The organism is Nocardiopsis prasina DSM 43845, assembly GCF_000341265.1.
GTDB classification, from domain to species: domain Bacteria; phylum Actinomycetota; class Actinomycetes; order Streptosporangiales; family Streptosporangiaceae; genus Nocardiopsis; species Nocardiopsis prasina.
Genome location: NZ_ANAE01000162.1, coordinates 110,597 through 132,427, shown reverse-complemented (window position 1 = coordinate 132,427; position 21,831 = coordinate 110,597). Strand labels below are relative to the sequence as shown.

Here is a 21,831-nt window from a genome sequence, read left to right as displayed (position 1 = left end):
TTTTTTTGTTGGGGTTGTTTGTGCGTTTGTGAATTTGGGATTGGGGATCGTGGTTTTCGGGTCGAATTCCATGGGGTGTCGGGGCTGGAACCCCTGGGGGTGTGTGTGGGTGCGAGGCCTTGACGGTGGGGGTTGCTGTGGCGGGGAACCTCTACGACCAACCCGCTTTTCCCATTAGCTAAAGGCGGTCGGGTGCGGGTTCAACCGTACCCCTTGGGGTTTCTCGGTCTATTCAGGGCGGGGTGGGTGGATGGTGCTGTGCCCGCACCGCACTTGGCGGATGAGCAGAACGGTGCACGACTGGTAGTTCAGGGCCAAGTACGGACACGGGCCACCCCCCAGGACTACTGATGTGTTCTAGAGATGCGTGTCCCCAGCACTGGTAAAAACCCCCGCCGTCCGGGCACCGCCCACCGCACTACGGCCAACCCGCACCACTGAACCAAGCACACAGGTGCACGTTTGTACCCCGCTGTGTCTGAGGGGATTTGCGCCGTGCGGGTTCAACCAGCGGTCTCCGAGCTTCAAGCACACCCCCTGGGGGTGAGGGAGCTGCACACCTGCACGTGAACACCCCCTGGGGGATTTGCGCCGTGCGGGTCACTACAGCGCGTGATGAGGTTCAGACAAACCCCCTGGGGGTGAGGGAGCTGCGCAGCCTCTGGGAGGCGGGGCACTACTGCGTGGGGCAAGTGCGGGTGCTAGTTCCTGATCGTGTCGGTGGCCCAGGCGTTGTGCTTCGCCGTTTCGGTGAAGACCCACGGGCCCACGCAGGCGACGCTCTCGTCGTAGTCGCCGTCGCGGCTGGTGAGGCCGACCAGCTCCCAGTCGCCCTGCTCACCGCGGATCATGGGGCTACCGGAGTCGGTCGAGCAGACCTGCGCCTGTTCGGTGGGGTGTTCGGAGCAGAGGTCCTCGTCGAGCTCCGCGCAGCGGTCGTCGGGCACGATCTCGGTGTCGAGCTGCTGGAGGATCTCCGGCTTGGGTTCCTGGCCGAGCTCGTCGACCACGCCCCAGCCGAGCGCGCGCACCTCGGTGCCCGGGGTCGGCCTGTATTCGGCGATGCGGATGGGGGTCTGCTCGACCGGGGAGTCCAGTTTGAGGAGTGAGATGTCCTTGCGCACCAGGAGGAACGAGTGGGGGTAGTCGGGGTCGTCGCTGACGTCCTGTGCCTCGTAGTCCGGGTGCTGGACCACGTCGACCACCTCGCGTTCGCTGCCGCCCTCGTCGCGATGGTTGCTGCCCACCCGCACTGAGATCTTCTCCGTGCCGAGCAGGTCGAAGTCGGAGCAGTGGGCGGCGGTGAGCACCCACTGCTCGTCGATCAGTGAACCACCGCAGTAGTGCAGGCCCTGGTCGTCGAACAGGGCGGTCACGAACGGGTACTCCTCGGTGGCGTCGACCCCGCCGATGATGGCGGAGGCGGGAGGGGTCAGCGCCAACGGGCCCAGCAGTGCCGCGGCCCCGATAGTCGCCATCATTCGGCTGGTCATGTCCGTCCCTTCGGTTGTGGTCTGCACACGAACCTAGGGGGGCTGCCCCCGTCGGGGCATCAGCCGCGAGAGCTAGCCTGCGGCTACGAAAGTCGGTACGAACGGAAGGTGGAGCGCCCGGCCGGGCAGCCGGGCGCTTCGACTTTAGAAGCCGTAGTTGTGCATCGCACCGCCCGGGTAGACGGTGCCCACTCCGTCGCGGTAGGCGTAGCCGCCGTAGTTGGCGCCCTCGACGAAGGTCCAGCCGCCCAGGGTGAGGCCGTTCAGGGCCACGTACCAGCCGGCGGCGTTCGGGTCCGTGTAGCCGCGCAGGGCGAAGTGGATGTGCGCGCCGGTGGTCGAGCCGCCCGCGCAGAGGCTGTTGCCCTGGGTGCCCAGGTAGTGGCCGGTGCCCACGTCGTTACCGGGCAGCCACTGGTAGTCCTCCAGGTGGTAGTAGTCCGTGGAGTATCCGTTGTCGTGGATGACCCGGGTCCAGCCGGAGCAGAGCGAGTAGGCGTAGCCTCCCCGTGCCGCGCGGGCCTGGCCGTTGCCTCCGGCGAAGTCCACCGAGCTGTACGGGGGGCCGCCGCTGAACCCGTGCGGACCGCCGGTCATGATCATCGAGGTACCGATGGAGAACGGCAGACCCACCCCGGTGTAGGCCATGGGGGAGAGCTGGTCCGGGTCGGTGGAGGCCGCGACGGTCTCGCGCTGTTCGGTGTCCATCAGGGCCGAGTCGGCGAGGATCTGGGAGAAGTCCTCGGTGCCCTCGAGTCCGATGTCCCAGGTCGCGCCGTCGAGTTCGGCCGCGAACAACCAGGCGTGGGGGTCCTCGCCTTCCATCTCGGGGGCGGTGACGATGGCGACACCGAAGGCGGCCTCGTCGTTGGCCTCCCGGATGTCGACGCGCACGTCACGGTCCTGGGCGGCGAGGGTGGACAGCTCCGTGGAGCGTTCCGCCAGGACGTCCTCGATGACCGAGTCGGCCAGGGAGGACGTGGTGGTGGGGAGGTCTTCGGCCACCTCGGTGAGGATCTCCACGTTGGCGGCGGTGCTCAGGGGTTCGGTCTGCGCCGACGCGGGGGTCATCGAGGTGACGACCAGCGCGACCGAGGCGGTCAGTACGAGGGGGGTGGGTAGTGTCAACGCTTCTCCTGGGGGGATCGAGCGAACGGGGTGTGACACCACAAGCTCGTGGCTACCGCAGAGTAACCAGGCCCCCACAAGCAGACAAGGGGTGTTCCGGAAACTTTCTTCGGCGACACCCCTTGTTTGGTTGGTTCCCTACCGAGTGGTTCTCTCCAGCGTCAGCAGGAACTCCTTGCGCTCCAGGCCCCCGGCGTAGCCGGTCAGTTTCCCGTCGGCGCCGATGATCCGGTGGCACGGAACGATGACGCTGATCGGGTTCCGCCCGTTGGCCATGCCCACGGCACGGGACGCGGTGGGCCTGCCCAGTTCCCGGGCGAGCTGGCCGTAGCTGGAGGTCTCCCCGTAGGGGATGGTGGTCAGCGCCCGCCACACCTGGAGCTGCCAGGGCGTCCCGGCGGGAGCGAGGGGCAGGTCGAAGTGCTGGAGCTCCCCCGCGAAGTAGGCGGCCAGCTGCTTCCTCACCTCGGTGAAGGAGCCCTCGTCGGCCACCCAGTCCGATGGGATGGCACGCGTTCCCTGTTTGGGCGGCGTCAGGAGCCCGCCGAGGGCCTCGCCGTCGCCGAAGAGCGTCAGCTCGCCCAGGGGCGAGTCCAGCGTGCTGTGGCGGGTCGGGCCGGGCAGCGGCGAACGGAACGTCACCGCGGTCTCGCGGGACGGGGCGGGCCGCTCCAGGTCCATGGGGAGGGTGTCCTGTTCGGTGATCATGCTGACTCCTTCAGGCTGAGTGACGCCCACAGGAGGTGGGTCGCGTAGGAACGCCACGGGCTCCAGGCCTCGGACTCGGCCTCCTGTTTCAGGGCCTGGCGGACGCCGAGGTCCGTGGACAGGAAGACGTCCGGGTCGCCCAGGCCGCGCATCCGGACGTATCCGGCGGTCCACGGGCCGATCCCGGGCAGTTCCATCAGTTGTCGCTGCGCCTCGTCCCGGTCGCAGCCCGGGCCCAGGTCCACACGGCCGGAGGCGATCGCCCCGGCCATCGTGGTCAGGGCCCTGCCCCGCGACACGGGGATGGACATCCCGGTGGGATCGGCACCGGCCAGGGAGTCCGGGGAGGCGAACGTGTGGGTGAGTTCGGGAAACAGGTCGCCGAGCCCGGAGGGCAGCGGTTCCCCGTAGCGGGACACCAGCCGTCCTGCCAGGGTACGCGCGGCCTTGACCGACACCTGCTGGCCAAGGACCGCGCGGACCGCGAGTTCGGCGGGGTCCACGTGGCCCGGAGCGCGGGTTCCGGGACGCTGGCGGAGCACGGGGCCGAGTACCGGGTCGGGCCCCAGGACCTCGGCGACCGCATCGGGGTCGGCGTCCAGGTCCAGGAGGCTCCGGCAGCGGCGTACGGCGCTGGTCAGGTCGCTGGGGTCGGTCAGCCACAGTCGGCACAGGACGTGGTCGGAGCCGGAGGAGAGTTCGACGACGCCGGGGCCGTGGGGCAGGCGCAGTGTACGACGGTAGGAGCCGTCGAACCCCTCCACACCCGGGACCGCGCGGGCGCCGAGGAAGGAGAGCATCCCCTCCAGGTCGATCGGACCCCGGTAGGGGAGCCGCAGCACGATCCCGCCCGGGGTCGGCGCCGCCCTCCGGGTGGTCGCGCGCATCTGGGACGGGGAACGGTCGAAGACCGCGCACATCGTCTCGTTGAACTGGCGCACGCTGCTGAATCCGGAGGCGAAGGCGACGTCCGCCATGGGCATGTCGGTGGTCTCCACGAGGACGCGGGCGGTGTGTGTGCGCTCGGCCCGCGCGAGGGCCAGGGGCCCCGCGCCGACCTCGGCCGTGAGCAGCCGGTTCAGCTGGCGTTCGCTGTAGCCGACGTTCTCCGCGAGGGAGCTCACACCGCCGCGGTCCACGGCTCCGTCGTGGATCAGCCGGATCGCCCGGCCCACGACGTCGGCCCGCACGTTCCACTCGGGGGAGCCGGGCACGGTGTCCGGCCGGCACCTTTTGCAGGCGCGGAACCCCGACTCCTGCGCGGCGGCCGCAGTGCGGTAGAACCGGACGTTCTCCCGGCGCGGGGTCACCGCCGGGCAGCTCGGGCGGCAGTAGATGCCGGTGGTGCGCACGGCGGTGTAGAAGACCCCGTCGAAACGGGAGTCCCTGCTCCGTACCGCTCTGTAGCGCTGCTCGTCGTCCATCACAACCACCATGTTCGCCGATTCCGACGGGGCGTGCTGGCGGTTTTCGGACACGTAGGTCGGGTCAGTCGTCGCTGGTGAGGTAGTCGATGTAGACCGGGCGCAGCGCCTCGTGGACCTTGGGGTCGTGCTCCGCCGAGAACGCCTCGTAGAGGAGCCCGGTGGCCTGGGCGACGCTCGCCTCACTGGCCTCGGGGTTGCCCGCGGCGGCCTCGGCGGCGGGGATCAGGCGCAGCAGCCGCCAGAGGAAGCCCACGTCCCAGCGCCTGCGCGCCAGGTCCAGGGCGCGTTCCCGCAGGTCCTCGGTACTGGTCTGTTCGAATCCGTCATCCATCCTCGGACGATACCCGCCCCCGTGCCCCGCACCCGCGAGTGACCTGGGTTACTCTTCACGCGAGTCGATCATCTCCCCCCGCGGGAGGGCCCTCACAAGGGGCGCCCGAGGGGAACGTAGTGAGGGGTACGCCATGGCCGAGGCCGCCGCGCGCGTCGTCGTCGCGAAGCCGGGACTGGACGGGCACGACCGGGGGGTCAAGATCGTCGCCCGGGTCCTGCGGGACGCCGGGGTGGAGGTCATCTACACCGGACTGCGTCAGACCCCGGAGATGATCGTCGCCGCCGCGCTCCAGGAGGACGCCGACGCCATCGGCCTGTCGGTGCTCTCGGGCGCCCACATGACGATGTTCGGTCGGGTCATGGAGCTGCTTCGCGAGAACGACGCCACCGACATCAGGGTCTTCGGCGGGGGCATCATCCCCGACTCCGACATCGCGGAGCTGGAGGCGATGGGGGTCGCCCGGATCTTCACACCCGGGGCGCCGACAGCCGAGATCGCGGAGTGGGTGCGCGAGAACATCCGGCCCGCGCACGCAGCCTGAGGGGTTCGTGACCTTCGTCGCAGTTCGTCAGGGGTCCGATCCCGGGTGAATCGACCCGAACCGGTGTTATCAGCGGTGTCTCTCGTCACATATCTTCCCAAGTCGGAGGGGTTGCAACGCCGCATGAGCGGCATTTGTGCGCAAGACCATGGGGTGAACGCGACCCTGGTGTCCGGCGGCCGGACGACGGGCGACTAAGCTTTGCGCATGTCGCGGGTGGCAACGCCGCGGCGATCTCGATCTCTGTAGGCGGCTCACCCCCAACGGGGCTCTGCGTCGTGGTGTGACACCCCTCCAGTGCGTCACGCCGATCGACACGCCACCCCGGTACACACTTGAGCCAGCGAGTTACAAGGACGGACCCTCGTGGACCTGTTCGAATACCAGGCGAAGCAACTCTTCGCAGAGTACGGGGTTCCCGTACCCCAGGGGAAGGTGGCGAGCACGGTCGCTGAGGCGCGTGCCATCGCCGATGAGTTCGCCGCCGCGGGCAAGCCCCGCGTCGTCGTGAAGGCCCAGGTCAAGACCGGTGGCCGCGGTAAGGCCGGCGGCGTCAAGGTGGCCGAGGGCCCCGAGGACGCCGAGGCCAAGGCCGGGCAGATCCTCGGCATGGACATCAAGGGCCACACGGTCCACCGTGTCCTTGTCGAGGAGGCGAGCGACATCGCCGAGGAGTACTACTTCTCCTTCCTGCTCGACCGCGCCAACCGCAACTTCCTCTCCATCTGCTCCAAAGAGGGCGGCATGGAGATCGAGGAGGTCGCTGAGACCAACCCCGACGCCGTCGCCAAGATCTCGATCGACGCCCTGAAGGGCGCCCCGGCCGACGTCGCCGCGGAGATCGTCAAGGCGGGCAACCTGCCCGAGGCCGCCGCCGCGGGCGCCACGGAGATCGTCTCCAAGCTGTGGGACGCCTTCGTAGGCAAGGACGCCACCCTCGTGGAGGTGAACCCGCTCATCCTGACCAAGGACGGCCGGGTCGTCGCCCTCGACGGCAAGGTGACCCTGGACGAGAACGCCGAGTTCCGCCAGGACCTCGAGAGCCTGACCTTCGCCGAGGAGGGTGACCCGCTCGAGGTCGCCGCCAAGGCCAAGGGCCTCAACTACGTCAAGCTCGAAGGCGAGGTCGGCATCATCGGTAACGGTGCCGGTCTGGTCATGTCGACCCTGGACGTGGTCGCCTACGCCGGTGAGAACCACGGTGGCGTCAAGCCCGCCAACTTCCTCGACATCGGTGGCGGCGCCTCCGCCGAGGTGATGGCGAACGGCCTGGAGATCATCCTGGGCGACCCCGCCGTCAAGAGCGTCTTCGTCAACGTCTTCGGTGGCATCACCGCCTGCGACGCGGTCGCCAACGGCATCGTGCAGGCTCTGGAGCTCCTGGAGCAGCGCGGCGACGACGTCAGCAAGCCGCTGGTCGTGCGCCTGGACGGCAACAACGCCGAACTGGGCCGCCAGATCCTCGACGAGCGCGCCCACCCGGCCGTTCGTCGGGTCGACACGATGGACGGCGCCGCCGCTCAGGCCGCCGAGCTCGCGGCGAAGTAGGGACAACACACCATGGCTATCTTCCTCAACAAGGACAGCAAGGTGCTCGTCCAGGGCATGACCGGCTCTGAGGGCACCAAGCACACCCGCCGTATGCTCGCGTCCGGCACCAACATCGTTGGTGGCGTGAACCCGCGCAAGGCCGGGCAGAGCGTCGACTTCGACGGCACCGAGGTGCCCGTCTTCGGCTCCGTCGCCGACGGCATGGCCGCCACCGGCGCCGACGTCACCGTGATCTTCGTTCCGCCGAAGTTCTCCAAGGACGCCGTCGTCGAGGCGATCGACGCCGAGATCGGTCTGGCCGTCGTGATCACCGAGGGCATCCCGGTCCACGACACCGCCGCCTTCTGGGCCTACGCCGGCTCCAAGGGCAACAAGACCCGCATCGTCGGCCCGAACTGCCCCGGTCTCATCACCCCGGGTCAGTCCAACGCCGGCATCATCCCGGCCGACATCGCCAAGCCGGGCCGCATCGGCCTGGTCTCGAAGTCGGGCACGCTCACCTACCAGATGATGTACGAGCTGCGCGACATCGGCTTCTCGTCCGCCGTCGGCATCGGTGGCGACCCGATCATCGGCACCACGCACATCGACGCCCTGGCGGCCTTCGAGGCCGACCCGGACACCGACGTGATCGTGATGATCGGTGAGATCGGTGGCGACGCCGAGGAGCGCGCGGCCGACTTCATCAAGGCCAACGTGACCAAGCCGGTCGTCGGCTACGTCGCTGGCTTCACCGCCCCGGAGGGCAAGACCATGGGCCACGCCGGCGCCATCGTCTCGGGCTCCTCCGGTACGGCCGCCGCCAAGAAGGAGGCCCTCGAGGCCGTTGGCGTCAAGGTCGGCAAGACCCCGAGCGAGACCGCTCAGCTGGTGCGCGACCTCTTCTAGGGGACGTGCCCCGCAGGGCGCTCGTTCAGCACGGCTCCGCCCCGCCTCCGGTGACATCCGGTCGGTGGGGCGGAGCCGTTTCGTGTGCGGGGTTCAGCCGCCGAGCTGGTCGCGCCGTCGGCGCTGGGAGATGAGCTGCCCGACGAGGGGGCCGACCACCATGAGGCAGAAGAACCCGAGGAAGACCGTGATGGCGTAGACGTTGCCGCTGACGAACGAGGGCGTGCCCCACACGAGCAGGAGGAAGCCGCCCCAGCCGAGGAGTCCGCCGATGTTCACGCCCCTGTCCTTCTCGGAGACCTCGGCCTCGTCCTCGTCGGGGACGGCGGGGGAGGTCTCGGCGGACGGGTGGGCCGGGTCGGGTTCGGCGACGGAGCTGGGGGCGAGTCTGCGCGGCAGGTCGTCGAAGAGCGGGACGAGGTCGGCGTTGTTCACCGCCCGGAGCGCGGCGTCCGAGCGGTACTCGTGCTCCTCGGTGTCGAGTCGCCCCTCCTCGAACGCCACGCGCAGCTTCCCGAGAGCCTCGTCGCGTTCGGTGTCGGACAGCCGGTAGCTGCGGTCGGGTTCGAGTTCTGCCATGTGGCGTCCTTGGTGCGGGGGGCGGGGTCTCATCTTACGACGTATCGCGTTTGTGGGGCGTTCCGTCATGGCGACCCGCACACGACACGCGCGGCCCGGATACCACGGAGCATTCCGGTCCCTGGCAGCATAAGTCGGGTGAGTACGCCAGGATCTCCCCCCGACCGAGGCCGACAGTCGAAGCGGTCCACGAGCACCAGCGACGGGGCCTCCGGGAGTGTGCCCGCGTCACCGCCGGAGGCGGCGGGCCGACCGATCTACTCCACGGGCGGGGTGGCCGCGGNTCCGGCCGCCGGTATCGGCCTGGCGGTGATCGTCACGCTCACCATGGCCGGGTGGGTGGCCGCTCCCCACGACACCTTCGGTGAGGACATCGTGGACCTGCTGCGGGGCGCCGTGCTGGCCTGGCTGGTCGGCCACCACGTGTCCTTCTCCATCGCGGAGGGGCAGATCAGCCTGTTGCCGATGGGTCTGGTCCTGCTGCCGGGGATGCTGCTGTACCGGTTCGGCCGATGGTTGGCGGGCTGCTGCGTGATCGAGCGGCTGCGGCACGTGCACCGTGCGGCGCTGGCCATCGCCGGTCCCTACGCGGCGATCGCGGGCACGCTCGCGCTCCTGGCCCGCACCGACGAGGCCGTGCCCAGCATGCCGCGCGCCCTCCTCATGGGGTTCGTGATCGCGTTCATCGCGGGCGGGCTGGGGGTGCTGCGCCAGCTCATGCGGGACAAGGGCGTGGCCGCGCGCGACCTTCTCGACCTCATGCCCGCGCGGTCGAGGTCGCTGCTGGTGGGCATGCTCGCGGCCACGGGAACCCTGCTGGTCGGGGGGCTGGTGCTGTTCCTGGTGGCGTTGGGGATGAACCTGCCGGAGGCGGTCGAGATCACGCGGTCGCTGGGCCCGGGGGTGGTCGGCGGTTCGCTCCTGCTGATCGTGCAGTTGGCGTACCTGCCCAACGCGGTGGTGTTCGCGGTCTGTTACGCGCTCGGCCCCGGGTTCGCGATGGGTGCGTCCACGGTGGTCGCGCCGACGGAGGTGTCGGTGGGCGCTGTTCCGGCACTGCCGATGCTCGCGGCGCTGCCCTCCAACGGCGCCGCCCCGGTGCTGTCCCTGGGCGCTCTGGCGGTGCCGTTCCTGGCGGGGGCGATCGGCGGGGTGCTGACCCAGCGCAGCGCGCCGGACGTGGTCAGCGAGGCGGCGCCGCTGTGGGGGTTCGTGTGCGGCGTGACGACGGGGCTGCTGTTCGCCGCCCTGTCCGGGGTGGCGGGCGGTTCGTTGGGTGCGCAGCGGCTCAGCGACATGGGCCCCTCGGCCTGGCAGGTGGGAGTGGTGGCCGCTCTCGAGGTGGGGGTGGCGGCGGCGGTGGCGGCCTGGATCGCCAACTGGTGGTACACGCGCAAGCAGTCCCGTGAGGTGGCCGCGGAGCGGGAGGAGGCCGCGGTCGAGCCGAGCCCCGAACCCGCGGTGCCCGTGGTGGAGCTGCCCGAGGACGTCCCGGTAGGCAAGGGGCTGGCCACCGTCACGGCGCTGCGCCCCCGCGAGGAGGAGCGCGAGGAGAAGGTGGCGGAGGAGGCGCCGGAGCCGACCATCGCCGAACGCCGGGCGGTGCTGCGGCGTGTGCGGCAGGCGCGCAGGCGCGACCGCGTGGTGGAGCGGCAGGCACGCAGGGAGGCCCGCCGGGAGCTGCGGGGGCAGCGCCGCGCGGACCGGCGCGCCGAGGGCGGCTGGTGGCGTCGCGGCCGCGCGGACGAGGAGTCGGAGGAGGAGATGTACGGCATCACCTACGAGGCCGCTCCCGAAGAGGTGGACCGGCGCGACTGAGGCGGGAAGCCCGGGACGGGCCCCCGACCCCGGAGACGACGGAGGGCACGGCCACCGGCCGTGCCCTCCGTCGTCTCTCAGGCCGTCAGTCGCCCTGCGGGGCGACCCGGCGCTTGCCGGGCTCGAAGATCGAGTTCACGAGGTCCGTGCACCACTTGAGGAGTTCGAGGTCGCGCAGCGGCTTGCCGCCCAACCCGCCCGCCTTGGGGACCGGTACCAGGAGGGTCTTCGCGGACTCCTTCTGGATGGACCTCGGGTACATCCGCCGCAGCCTCAGTTCCTGGGACTCGCGCAGCTCCACCGGGGAGAACCGGATCTGGTTGCCCTGCATGACCACGTCGGCCAGCCCGGCGGACTTGGCCAGCACCCGGAACCGGGCCACCGCCATGAGGTTGTCCACCTGCTGCGGCGGTGCGCCGAAGCGGTCGGTGAGCTCCTCGTAGGCGGCGAGGATGTCCTGCTCGCTGGTGACGCTGGCGATCCGCTTGTACGACTGGAGGCGCAGCCGCTCGCCCGGCACGTAGTCGTGCGGGATGTGCGCGTTGATCGGCAGCTCCACCTTGGTCTCGACCTCGGCGACCGCCTCCGGGTCTCCCTTGAGCTCGGCCACGGCCTCACCGACCATACGCACGTACAGGTCGAATCCCACGCCCGCGATGGTCCCGGACTGCTCCGCGCCCAGGATGTTGCCCGCGCCCCGGATCTCCAGGTCCTTCATGGCCACGTACATGCCCGCGCCGGTCTCGGTGTGCTGGGCCACGGTGGCGAGCCGTTCGTAGGCGGTCTCGGTGAGCGGGCGCTCCGGCGGGTACAGGAAGTACGCGTAGGCGCGCTCGCGGCCACGGCCCACACGGCCGCGCAGCTGGTGCAGCTGGGACAGCCCGTAGGTGTCGGCGCGGTCGATGATGAGCGTGTTGGCGTTGGGCACGTCCAGGCCGGACTCGACGATGGTCGTGGAGACCAGCACGTCGAAGTTCTTCTCCCAGAAGTCGACCATGACCTTCTCGAGCTGCTGCTCGTTCATCTGGCCGTGCGCGTAGGCCACCCGGGCCTCGGGGACCAGGCGCTTGATGGAGGCGGCCACCTTGTCGATGGACGCCACCCGGTTGTGCACGAAGAACACCTGTCCCTCACGCATCAGCTCGCGCCGGATCGCCGCGGTGATCTGCTTGTCCTCGTAGGGCCCCACGAAGGTGAGCACCGGGTGGCGCTCCTCGGGCGGGGTGAGGATCGTGGTCATCTCGCGGATGCCCGTCAGGCCCATCTCCAGGGTGCGCGGGATGGGCGTGGCCGACATCGCCAGTACGTCGACCTGGGTGCGCAGCCGCTTCAGGGCCTCCTTGTGCTCCACTCCGAAGCGCTGTTCCTCGTCGATGATGACCAGGCCCAGGTCCTTGAAGCGGGTCTCCTGTGACAGGAGCCGGTGCGTGCCGATCACCACGTCCACCTCGCCGGAGCGCAGGCCCTCGCGGGTCAGCTCGACCTCGCCGTCGGTCTGGAACCGCGACATCGGCTTGACCTTGACGGGGAAGGACGCGTAGCGCTCGGTGAACGTGGACAGGTGCTGCTGGACCAGCAGGGTGGTGGGCACCAGCAGCGCCACCTGCTTGCCGTCCTGCACCGCCTTGAACGCGGCGCGCACCGCCACCTCGGTCTTGCCGTAACCCACGTCGCCGCAGATCAGCCGGTCCATCGGGACCGACTTCGACATGTCCTTCTTGACCTCGTCGATGGCGGCCAGCTGGTCGGGCGTCTCCACGTAGGGGAAGGCGTCCTCCAGTTCGTTCTGCCACGGGGTGTCCGGCCCGAACGCGTGCCCGGGGGAGGCTTGCCGCGCCGAGTACAGGCGGATGAGGTCTCCGGCGATCTCGCGGACCACCTTGCGGGCCCGGCTCTTGGCCTTGCTCCACTCGGCGCCGCCCATCTTGGACAGCGTCGGCGCCTCGCCGCCCACGTACCGCGTGACCTCGCCGAGCTGCTCGGTGGGCACGAACAGGCGGTCGCCGGGCTGGCCGCGCTTGGAGGGCGCGTACTCGATGAGCAGGTACTCGCGGGTGGCGCCCTGGATCTGGCGGCTGACCATCTCCAGGTAGCGGCCCACGCCGTGCTGTTCGTGCACGACGTAGTCGCCGGGCTTGAGCTGGAGGGGGTCGACCGTGCCCTTGCGGCGGCTGGGCATGCGGCGCATGTCGCGGGTGGAGGACTTCTGCCCCACGAGGTCGGTCTCGGTGAGGACCACCGTGTGCACCGACCGCAGCAGGAAGCCGTGGTCGACCAGGCCGGTGGTGACCGTGGCGATCGCCTCCTTGGGCGGCTCGGCCAGGTCGGCGGCGAGCGTGGCGCCCAGCCCCGCGTCCCTGAGCATGGCCACCAGGCGTTCGGCCGGGCCGTGGCCCTGGGTGACCAGCACGACGCTCCAGTTGTCGTGCAGCCAGCTCTTGACGTCGGCCAGGGCGCGCTCGGTGTCGCCGCGGTAGGAGTCGGCGGGCACCGCGCCCACCACGACGGCGTCGTCCTCCTCGCTCGGGTCCTGCCCGGTGCCCTCACCGGCGCTGAAGGGGGTCAGACCCCACCAGGGCAGCCCCAGCCCCGTCGCGGCCGAGCGCAGCTCGGAGATGGACATGTAGGCGGACTCGCCGAGGTCGATGGGGGCCTCACCGCCGGAGGCGGCGTTGATCCAGGAGGCGTCCAGGAACTCGGCGCTGGTGGCCTCCAGCTCCACGGCGCGGGTCCGGATGCGCTCGGGGTCGCAGCCCAGCACCATCGCGTTCTTCGGCAGGTACTCCAGGAAGGGTTCCATGCGTTCGGCGAGGACGGGGGCGAAGGCCTCCATGCCCTCGACCGAGACGCCGTCGGCGATCTTGTTGAGCACCTCGGCCAGTGAGGGGTGTTCGGCGGCCAGGGCGCGGGCGCGCTCGCGCACGGTGTCGGTGAGCAGCAGCTCCCGGCAGGGCGGGGCGAACAGGCCGGAGGCGGCGCGGGAGTCGGTGGCCTCCCCGGCCTCGCCGGGGGTGATGGAGCGCTGGTCGGCCACCTGGAAGTAACGGATGTCCTCGACGGTGTCGCCCCAGAACTCCAACCGGAGCGGATGCTCCTCGGTGGGCGGGAAGACGTCCAGGATGCCGCCGCGCACGGCCATGTCGCCGCGCTTCTCCACCAGGTCCACGCGGGCGTAGCCGGTGTTGGTCAGGGAGCTGACCACGTCCTCCAGGGAGGCCTCGTCACCGGGCCGGATACGGACGGGTTCGAGGTCGCCCAGCCCGGCGACCAGCGGCTGGAGGACGCTGCGGACCGGGGCCACCACCACGCGCAGCGGGGTGGTGAGCGGGTCCGCGGGGTCCGGGTGCGCCAGACGGCGCAGCACCGCGAGGCGCTGGCCCACGGTGTCCGAACGCGGGGAGAGACGTTCGTGCGGGAGGGTCTCCCAGGCGGGGAAGAGCGCGACCGAGTCCGCGGGCAGCAGCGAGCCGAGCGCGTCGGTCAGGTCGGCGGCCTCCCGCTCGGTGGCGGTGACGGCGAGCACCGGCCGGTTCGCGCCCACGGGGGACTCGGCGGCCAGCGCCCCCACCATGAAGGGGCGCAGTGCCGCCGGGGCGACGAGGTCGAGGTGGGGATCGCGGCCGCTCCGGGCGGTCTCGATCGCACTGTGCAGTGCCGGGTCCTGGGAGACGTCGGCGAGAAGTCCAATGAGGCTCATAGCACCAAAAACTGGAAGTGGTCCGGTTCAGGAGTCGGGTCCTGCCCTGACGCCGACACCCGCGTGCGGCGGGCACGGTTGCCGCCGTCCCGCGAGGCGAGTGGGGACGGGTCCGTACGTGAACGGTGACGGTTGTGGGCGGCCGATGGGCGTGACCACCCGGCTTCTCTCAGCTTATCCAGTACCACCGTCACACGCGGGCCGGTCGCGGGGGCGGCGGTTGGGTTCCGCCGCGTCCGCGCCCCGCCCCCACACGCGGGGAACCGGAAGGGTCACTTCCTACCGAACCCATCCTGAACTGGTGATATTCCGCAGCGACGGCCTCGACACCGGGGTGCGGGGACCGGCGGGCATACGCTGGACGCTCGTGGAGGGTCCCGCTGGACGGACAGAGAAGAGGATGTGCGTGGTGAGTGCCCACAGAGACGGGAGCGGGCCGGGCGGGGGCGCCGGCCGATCGAGTGCCCCGGCCTTCGCCCCAGGTCCGGACGGCCTCGCCCACTTGGAACTCATCCTCAGCGGCGCCTACCCGCTGGCCGGGTTCATGACCCGCGAACAGGCGGAGTCGGTGGCGCTCCGGGGACGTCTGCCCGACGGTCGCCCCTGGCCGGTTCCGGTCACCCTTGAGGTGCCGGAGGAACTGGCGGGACAGGAGCGGCTCACGCTCACGGACCTGGAGGGCGCCCCGCTGGCGGAACTCGTGGTGAGCGAGAGCTGGGAGTCGCCGGGTGAGGCCGGTGTGCACCACCTGGCCGGAGACGTCACCCTGCTGCGGCCGCCCACCTACGGGGTCCTGCGGGAGTTGCGGGCCACCCCCGCCGAGGTCCGCGCCCAGCGCGGACTGGAACCCACCCCGGACCGGCCCCTGCTCGCTGTGGTCACCGACCGGCCGCTGCACCACCGCGCCCTGCACCAGATCCGCGCCGAGGCCGAGACGCTCGGGCGCGCCGAGGTCCTCGTCATCGTCGACACCGGGCTGCACGACGAGGGACTGGCCGCGACCGTGCTGGCGGCCGAGCCGCTGCTGCCGCCCCGGACGTCGTTCGCCGTCGTCACCCTGCCCCGGTCCGGAGCACGCTCCACGAGCACGCTCGGCGGGGCGTGGACCGAACGCGACGCCGCGCTGGCGGGGCACGTCGCCGCCGCCTACGGCGCCACCCACCTGCTGGTCGAGGCGGGCGGGAGCCCGCCCGAGACCGAGCGGGTCATGGCGCTGCGGCCGCCGCTGACCGTCCTGGACCCCGAGCCGTGGCGGTACGACGCGAACGAGGCGCTGTGGAAGCCCCTCACCCACGTCGACCCGCGCACGGTCCTCGCGGAGCTGAGCGACGACGAGGTCGCGGCGGAACTCGCGCACGGCCGCGAACTCCCGTCCTGGTTCACCCCCGCACGGGTGGGAGCCGAACTCGCGCGGCTGCGCCCCGCGCGTACCCGTCGCGGCCTCACCCTGCTCTTCACGGGCCTGTCCGGATCGGGCAAGTCCACCATCGCCCGGGGGGTGTGCGACGGAGTCCGGCGCTCGGGCCGCACGGTGAGCCTGCTCGACGGCGACGTGGTGCGGCGCGTGCTCTCCAAGGGACTGACCTTCTCCCGGCAGGACCGTGAACTCAACATCCGGCGCATCGGCTACGTCGCCGCCGAGATCACCCGCCACGGCGGGGTGGCGGTGTGCGCGCCGATCGCGCCGTACGCGGCCGGACGGGCCGAGGTCCGTGCCATGGTGGAGGAGTTCGGGGACTTCTTCCTGGTGCACGTGGCCACGCCCCTGGAGGAGTGCGAGGCCCGCGACCGCAAGGGCCTGTACGCCCAGGCGCGGGCGGGGCGCATTCCCGAGTTCACCGGGGTCTCCGACCCCTATGAAGAGCCCACCGACGCCGACCTGGTCGTCGACACCGTGGGCGCGGACCCCGCCGAGTCCGTGGCCCTGGTGCTGGACGCCCTGCGCGAGGGCGGTTGGCTCCCCTCCGACCAGCACGTGAGCGAGGAATGATGACGAGCGACGCCCCGACCCCACCGGTGCCCGGGCACCGGATGCTCCGCCTGGTCGAGGTGATGGAGACGCTGCGCCGGGAGTGCCCGTGGGACAGCACCCAGACCCACGAGTCCCTGGCCAAGTTCCTCATCCAGGAGTCCTACGAGACCCTGGAGACCATCGAGGACGGTGACTACCCGCAGCTGCGCGAGGAGCTCGGTGACGTGTTGCTCCAGGTGGTCTTCCACTCCGCGATCGGCGCCGAGCGCCCCGAGGGCGACCCGGCCCGGTTCACCGTGGACGACGTCGCCGACGCGATCATCGACAAGATGACCCGCCGCCACCCCCATGTGTTCGGGGGCCAGGACGTGTCCGGCACCGACGAGGTGTGGTCGAACTGGGAGGCCGTCAAGGCGGCCGAGCGCGCCGAGAAGGCCAGGGCCAACGGCGGCACGGGTGAGACCTCGGTCCTGGACGGGGTGCCCTTCGCCCAGCCCGCCGTGCTGCTTGCCTACGAGCTCCAGAAGCGGGCCGTGCGCAACGGATTCCCGGCCGACCTCGTGGGCGACGACGGGGTCGAGGGCGGAGAGCTCTTCGCCGCGGTGGCCGCCGAGCGCGACCAGGGTCGTGACGCCGAGACCGACCTGCGTCTGGCGGCCCGCCGCTTCGACACCCGCGTGCGCGCCGCCGAGGAGGCCGCCCGCGCCGAGGGGCACGAACCCCGCGAGCTCAGCGACGAGCAGTGGCGCACCTACTGGGCGAAGGCGGGCGAGTAGACGTCAGGCGAACACGGCCCCGGGCAGTGAGCTGCCCGGGGCCGTCGTTTTCGTGTCCCGTCCCGGAGTTCGCGAGCGCTTCCGAGGGCGTTCGGGTCGCGAGGGAGTGCTCCTGGGCGACCGCGCGCCACGCGTACCAGCACGGCAGAGGATGTGGGAGAGCACGGACGACACCGCCAGGGTGAGGTCGACGAGGACGATCCTCCGTGACTCGGCGGCGCCCCACCGGCTTCGCCCCCGCGGGGCTGGTGTGAACGACCTGCCGGCCTAACGCTGAAAACCCTCAAATCGCCCAGTTTGATCTTGACTCCCGTGTGACCCATGCAACACAGTGCTCTCACCTCGGGGCCCGGGGCTCCGGCACCCTCCGCCGGAGTCGGGCCCCCGAACCCGTGGGAGCCCCCTTATGCGCCGCTTCGGAAACGCGCTCGCGGCGTTCAGCACCAGGTGGGTGCCGGACGCCTTCGTCTTCGCGGTCATCCTGTCCGCGCTCGTCTTCGGTATGGCCCTGTTCCTGACCGAACGCACCCCGATCCAGTTGGTCGGGGACTGGTACGGCGGGTTCTGGGGCCTGCTGGAGTTCGGCATGCAGATGACCCTGGTCCTGGTCACCGGGTACGCCCTGGCCTCGTCGCCTCCGGCGCGGCGGGCGATCCACAGGGTGGCGGGGCTGGCCCGGGGGCCGCTGACGGCGGTGCTGGTCACGGCCGTGGGCTCGGCGCTGCTGGGCATGCTGCACTGGGGGCTCGGCCTGATCGCCGGTGCGCTCCTGGCTGTGGAGGTGGCCCGCTCCTGCAAGGAACGCGGGATCAGGGTGCACTTCCCGCTGGTGGTCGCGGGCGGCTACACGGGGCTGATGGTCTGGCACAGCGGGCTGTCCGGATCGGCGCCACTGCTCGTCAACACCCCGGGGCACTTCCTGGAGGACCAGATCGGCCTCGTGCCACTCAGCGAGACCATCTTCCAGCCCTTCAACCTGGTCTTCCTCGCGGCGATGCTGATCGGCGCCCCGCTGCTGCTGATGAGCATGACCCCGAAGCCGGAGGAGAGCGAGGAGATCGGCGACACCGCCGAGAGCGGCCCCGGCGGGACCGGGCGGCCCGCCAAGGAGGAACTGCTCGCCCTGTCACCGGCGCAGCGCCTCATGCACAGCCGCGTCCTGGTGTACGCGGTGGTCGCCGTGGGGCTGGTGTACCTCGTGCCCGCCATCGTGACCAACGGTGTGGTGGGCATGGACATCAACATGCTCAACTTCGCGTTCCTCATGGCCGGACTGGGCCTGCACGGGACGCTCGCCAGCTACTCGGCGGCGGCCGCCGAGGGGGCGAGGAACGCCTCCGCCGTGATCATCCAGTTCCCCTTCTACGCCGGGATCATGGGGATCATGGACACCTCCGGGCTGCTGGAGGTCATCACCCAGTGGTTCATCTCGTTCTCCACCCCGTTCACGTATCCGTTCTGGGCCCTGATCAGCGCCTGCCTGGTCAACCTCGCCGTGCCCTCGGGCGGCGGCCAGTGGGCCGTACAGGGTCCGGTGGTCATCGGCGCCACCGAGTCCCTGGGCATCCGCCCCGGGGTGGGCGTCATGGCGGTGGCCATGGGCGACCAGCTCACCAACGGCATCCAGCCGTTCTGGGCGCTGCCGCTGCTCGCGCTGACCAAGCTGCGGGCGGGGCGCATCCTGGGCTACTCGGCGGTCGTGATGCTCTTCGGCATCCTCGTCGCCTCCCTGTGCATCACGTTCCTGACCTGAGCCTCCTCAGCGGCGGTCCCGGATGCCGTCGGGCAGGTCCCGCACGTTGATCACCTCGGTCGCGGGGTCGCCCGGCGCCAGCCCCGAGCTGAACGACTCCTGCGGACGGCGGGCGGTCTCGCTGATGGTCAGCAACAGGCCCACGATCAGCCAGTTGGCCATCAGCGCGGACCCGCCCGCCGACAGGAACGGCGTGGTCATACCCGTGAGCGGGATGATCAGCGTCGCCCCGCCCAGCACGATGAACACGTCGAACGCGGTGATGAAGCCGTAGCCGAGCGCGGTGAGCTTGAGGAACACGTCCCGGCAGCCCAGGGAGATGCGCAGCGCCCGCTGGGCGAAGAGCAGCAGCAGGGTGAGCACCGCCATGAGCCCCGTCAGGCCCAGCTTCTCGCCCATCGACACCAGGATGAGGTCGCTGTCGGCGGCGAACAGGTTCTCCGCGTTGCCACTGTGGAACCCGGTCCCCAACAGCCCGCCGTAGGCCAGGGCGATCATGCCCTCCACCACCTGGAAGCTGCCGCCCTCGCTGTGGTACACGTCCGGGTCGAACGCGTTCAGCCAGATCCGCACCCGGTTCTGCACGTGCCCGAAGATCAGGTAGGCCACGTAGGCGCCCGCTGAGAAGGCCACCAGCCCGATCAGCACCCAGGACTTGCGTGCGGTGGCCGCGTACAGCACGGCCAGGAACGTCCCGAACAGCAGCAGCGAGGTGCCCAGGTCCTTGGTGCCCACCAGCAGCAGGATCGCCACCCCCCAGCCCACGGCCATCGGGGCCAGGTCCCGGGCGCGCGGTGCGCTGAACACCTTCACCCCGCCGATCCTGAAGGTGCGGGTGACCAGCGCCATCACGTCGCGCTGGCGGCCCAGGTACGAGGCGAGGAAGATCACCAGCAGCACCTTCGCGAACTCCGAGGGCTGCATGGTGAAGGGCCCGACCATGATCCACCGGCGGGCGCCCAGCACCTCGTGGCCCAGCGGCGACAGCGGGAGCAGCAGCAGGACCAGCGCGGCCAGGGCGATGAGGTAGGTGTACATGGTCAGGCGACGCGGATGCCTCACGAACACGATGGCGGCGGCGCACAGCACCATGCCGACCAGCGTCCACATCAGCTGCCTGTCGGCCTCACTGCTGCCGGGGGCGAGGTCCCGGGTCATCTGGAGCGCCCAGATCATGGTGATGCCGAGCCCGCTGAGCGCCGTGGCGACCGGGAGCAGCACGGGGTCGGCGTAGGGGGCCACGAACCGCAGCAGCACGTGCAGGGCGATCGCACCCGCGCCGAGCACCGCGCCGTACACCAGCACTCGGTCGTCGACGCCGCCGGTCACCGACAGTGACGCGTACAGCAGGGCGGCGAAGGTCACCCCGATCGAGGCGAGCAACAGCGCCAGTTCGGCGCGTCTTTGTCGCGCGGGGCGCAGAGCCCCGTCCAGCGGTTCGGTCGGCGGGTTGGCCATGCTCGTCCTCTACCGTTCACGCGGGGCCGTGGCTGTTCCGGTGTGGATGGGGGGACGGGCGGCCCTCAGTTGGAACTATAGACACGGGTGGGGGCCAGGCAAGCGGAACGGCCACTTCCGGGCGGTTCGGTTTAACCGGTACGTACCGATGTGGAGGTCGCCCGAGCCGTGACGGCGGGCGATACGTCCGGTATGGACTAGACCAATCTGGCAGGGCGGGCACCACCCACCGGTCCGGGGGTCGCTAGTCTCGTGTCCGGGTCCGGAAACTGTGGGCCCAGACATCGAAGAGACGGAGAGATCGTGGCGTCCATCGAGGCAGTAACGGCGCGGGAGATCCTTGACTCCCGGGGCAACCCGACAGTCGAGGTCGAGGTCCTGCTCGACGACGGGACCCTCACTCGCGCTGGTGTCCCCAGCGGTGCCTCCACCGGCAGGTTCGAGGCGGTCGAGCTGCGTGACGGCGGCGACCGGTACGGCGGCAAGGGCGTGACCAAGGCCGTCACCGCCGTCAACGACGAGATCGCCGACGAGCTGCTCGGCCACACCCCCGACGAGCAGCGCATCATCGACCGCGCGCTCATCGACCTGGACGGCACCCCGGACAAGTCCCGGATCGGCGCCAACGCCATCCTGGGCACCTCCCTGGCCGTGGCCAAGGCCGCCGCCGAGGAGGCCGGTCTGCCGCTGTTCCGCTACATCGGCGGCCCCAACGCGCACGTCCTGCCCGTCCCGATGATGAACATCCTCAACGGTGGCGCGCACGCCGACAGCAACGTCGACATCCAGGAGTTCATGGTCGCGCCCATCGGCGCCCCCACCTTCTCCGAGGCCGTGCGCTGGGGCACCGAGGTCTACCACTCCCTGAAGTCGGTCCTGAAGTCGCACGGCCTGGGCACCGGCGTCGGCGACGAGGGCGGCTTCGCTCCCAACCTGGAGAGCAACCGCGCCGCGCTGGACCTGATCGTCGAGGCGATCGAGAAGGCCGGGTACAAGGTCGGCACCGACATCGCGCTGGCCCTGGACGTGGCCGCCAGCGAGCTGTTCTCCGACGGCGTGTACACCTTCGAGGGCAAGTCCCGCACCGCCGAGGAGATGGCCGCCTACTACGGGGAGCTCGTCGACTCCTACCCGCTGGTCTCCATCGAGGACCCCCTCGACGAGGAGGACTGGGACGGTTGGAAGAAGCTCACCGAGCAGCTCGGCGCCAAGGTCCAGCTGGTCGGCGACGACCTGTTCGTCACCAACCCGGAGCGGCTCCAGCGCGGCATCCTCGCCGACACCGCTAACTCGCTCCTGGTGAAGGTCAACCAGATCGGCACCCTCACCGAGACGCTGGACGCGGTCTCCCTCGCCCAGCGCAGCGGCTACACGGCGATGATCAGCCACCGGTCCGGCGAGACCGAGGACACCACCATCGCCGACATCGCGGTGGCCACCAACGCCGGGCAAATCAAGACCGGTGCCCCGGCGCGCAGTGAGCGGGTCGCCAAGTACAACCAGCTGCTGCGCATCGAGGAGGAACTGGACGACGCCGCCGTCTACGCGGGCGTGTCGGCCTTCCCGAGGTTCGCCAAGCGCGGCTAGTCTGCCCCAGTGTCCCGCGAAACCAAGCAGCCGCCCACAAAGGCCAAGAAGGCGACCAAAGCCGACAGGCCTGCGAAGGCCGCTGCCCGGAAGGGCGCCAAGCGCGCGGGTGACGCGGGCA

The 21,831-nt window shown here is 70.5% G+C and carries 16 protein-coding genes; 8 read left to right on the top strand and 8 right to left on the bottom strand.

Annotated elements, in window-relative coordinates:
* Nucleotides 1–701 precede the first annotated feature (701 nt).
* From D452_RS0119875 to D452_RS0119855, 5 genes are all read right to left on the bottom strand, one after another.
* The gene (locus tag D452_RS0119875; RefSeq protein ID WP_152498621.1) at nucleotides 702–1,493 is read right to left on the bottom strand and encodes a S1 family peptidase; all 792 of its coding nucleotides are present in this window, start codon (nucleotides 1,491–1,493) and stop codon (nucleotides 702–704) included.
* Nucleotides 1,494–1,637: 144 nt separating this feature from the next.
* Complete coding sequence (locus D452_RS0119870) at nucleotides 1,638–2,621, bottom strand: M23 family metallopeptidase (RefSeq protein WP_017545897.1); 984 nt, start codon at nucleotides 2,619–2,621, stop codon at nucleotides 1,638–1,640.
* A gap of 138 nt (nucleotides 2,622–2,759) precedes the next feature.
* Nucleotides 2,760–3,329, bottom strand: coding sequence for a methylated-DNA--[protein]-cysteine S-methyltransferase (locus D452_RS0119865; protein WP_017545896.1), 570 nt, complete (start codon nucleotides 3,327–3,329; stop codon nucleotides 2,760–2,762).
* Nucleotides 3,326–4,765 carry a DNA-3-methyladenine glycosylase 2 gene (locus tag D452_RS0119860; protein WP_017545895.1) on the bottom strand — a complete coding sequence of 480 codons (1,440 nt, stop codon included), beginning with the start codon at nucleotides 4,763–4,765 and terminating at the stop codon, nucleotides 3,326–3,328. The genes D452_RS0119865 and D452_RS0119860 overlap by 4 nt, the downstream gene beginning before the upstream one ends.
* Before the next feature lie 52 nt (nucleotides 4,766–4,817).
* The gene (locus tag D452_RS0119855) at nucleotides 4,818–5,087 is read right to left on the bottom strand and encodes a hypothetical protein (RefSeq protein ID WP_017545894.1); all 270 of its coding nucleotides are present in this window, start codon (nucleotides 5,085–5,087) and stop codon (nucleotides 4,818–4,820) included.
* Between the two features lie 133 nt (nucleotides 5,088–5,220).
* Between D452_RS0119855 and D452_RS0119850 the strand changes: the two genes are divergently transcribed.
* From D452_RS0119850 to sucD, 3 genes are all read left to right on the top strand, one after another.
* Nucleotides 5,221–5,631, top strand: coding sequence for a cobalamin B12-binding domain-containing protein (locus tag D452_RS0119850; protein ID WP_017545893.1), 411 nt, complete (start codon nucleotides 5,221–5,223; stop codon nucleotides 5,629–5,631).
* A 366-nt stretch (nucleotides 5,632–5,997) separates the two neighbouring features.
* Nucleotides 5,998–7,179: an ADP-forming succinate--CoA ligase subunit beta gene (sucC, locus tag D452_RS0119845; RefSeq protein WP_017545892.1), complete on the top strand. Its 1,182-nt coding sequence runs from the start codon at nucleotides 5,998–6,000 to the stop codon at nucleotides 7,177–7,179.
* A 12-nt stretch (nucleotides 7,180–7,191) separates the two neighbouring features.
* Nucleotides 7,192–8,070, top strand: a complete 879-nt coding sequence (gene sucD / locus D452_RS0119840; RefSeq protein ID WP_017545891.1) for a succinate--CoA ligase subunit alpha — start codon at nucleotides 7,192–7,194, stop codon at nucleotides 8,068–8,070.
* A gap of 93 nt (nucleotides 8,071–8,163) precedes the next feature.
* Here sucD and D452_RS0119835 read toward each other — a convergent pair whose 3' ends face one another.
* A complete protein-coding gene (locus D452_RS0119835; protein WP_017545890.1) occupies nucleotides 8,164–8,649 on the bottom strand; it encodes a DUF1707 SHOCT-like domain-containing protein in 486 nt (161 codons plus the stop codon).
* 219 nt (nucleotides 8,650–8,868) lie between these two features.
* On the opposite strand from D452_RS0119835, the gene D452_RS0119830 reads away from it, so the two are divergent.
* Nucleotides 8,869–10,467 carry a cell division protein PerM gene (locus D452_RS0119830; RefSeq protein WP_017545889.1) on the top strand — a complete coding sequence of 533 codons (1,599 nt, stop codon included), beginning with the start codon at nucleotides 8,869–8,871 and terminating at the stop codon, nucleotides 10,465–10,467.
* Nucleotides 10,468–10,552: 85 nt separating this feature from the next.
* On the opposite strand, the gene mfd is transcribed toward D452_RS0119830, so the two are convergent.
* Nucleotides 10,553–14,164: a transcription-repair coupling factor gene (gene mfd, locus D452_RS0119825; RefSeq protein WP_017545888.1), complete on the bottom strand. Its 3,612-nt coding sequence runs from the start codon at nucleotides 14,162–14,164 to the stop codon at nucleotides 10,553–10,555.
* 406 nt (nucleotides 14,165–14,570) lie between these two features.
* Here mfd and cysC point away from each other — a divergent pair, with 406 nt between their 5' ends.
* The 3 genes from cysC (at nucleotide 14,571) to D452_RS0119810 (ending at nucleotide 18,665) form a co-directional block, all read left to right on the top strand.
* Complete coding sequence (cysC, locus tag D452_RS0119820) at nucleotides 14,571–16,154, top strand: adenylyl-sulfate kinase (protein WP_026129488.1); 1,584 nt, start codon at nucleotides 14,571–14,573, stop codon at nucleotides 16,152–16,154.
* Entirely contained in the window at nucleotides 16,154–16,912 is a 759-nt protein-coding gene (locus D452_RS0119815; RefSeq protein WP_017545886.1) for a MazG family protein, read from the top strand. Before cysC ends, D452_RS0119815 begins: the two co-directional genes overlap by 1 nt.
* 406 nt (nucleotides 16,913–17,318) lie before the next feature.
* A complete protein-coding gene (locus D452_RS0119810) occupies nucleotides 17,319–18,665 on the top strand; it encodes a short-chain fatty acid transporter (protein ID WP_017545885.1) in 1,347 nt (448 codons plus the stop codon).
* Between the two features lie 6 nt (nucleotides 18,666–18,671).
* Here D452_RS0119810 and D452_RS0119805 read toward each other — a convergent pair whose 3' ends face one another.
* Nucleotides 18,672–20,123 carry an FtsW/RodA/SpoVE family cell cycle protein gene (locus tag D452_RS0119805; RefSeq protein WP_017545884.1) on the bottom strand — a complete coding sequence of 484 codons (1,452 nt, stop codon included), beginning with the start codon at nucleotides 20,121–20,123 and terminating at the stop codon, nucleotides 18,672–18,674.
* 303 nt (nucleotides 20,124–20,426) lie between these two features.
* Here D452_RS0119805 and eno point away from each other — a divergent pair, with 303 nt between their 5' ends.
* On the top strand, nucleotides 20,427–21,710 hold the full coding sequence (gene eno / locus D452_RS0119800) for a phosphopyruvate hydratase (protein ID WP_017545883.1): 1,284 nt from the start codon (nucleotides 20,427–20,429) through the stop codon (nucleotides 21,708–21,710).
* The last annotated feature ends 121 nt before the right edge of the window (nucleotides 21,711–21,831 follow it).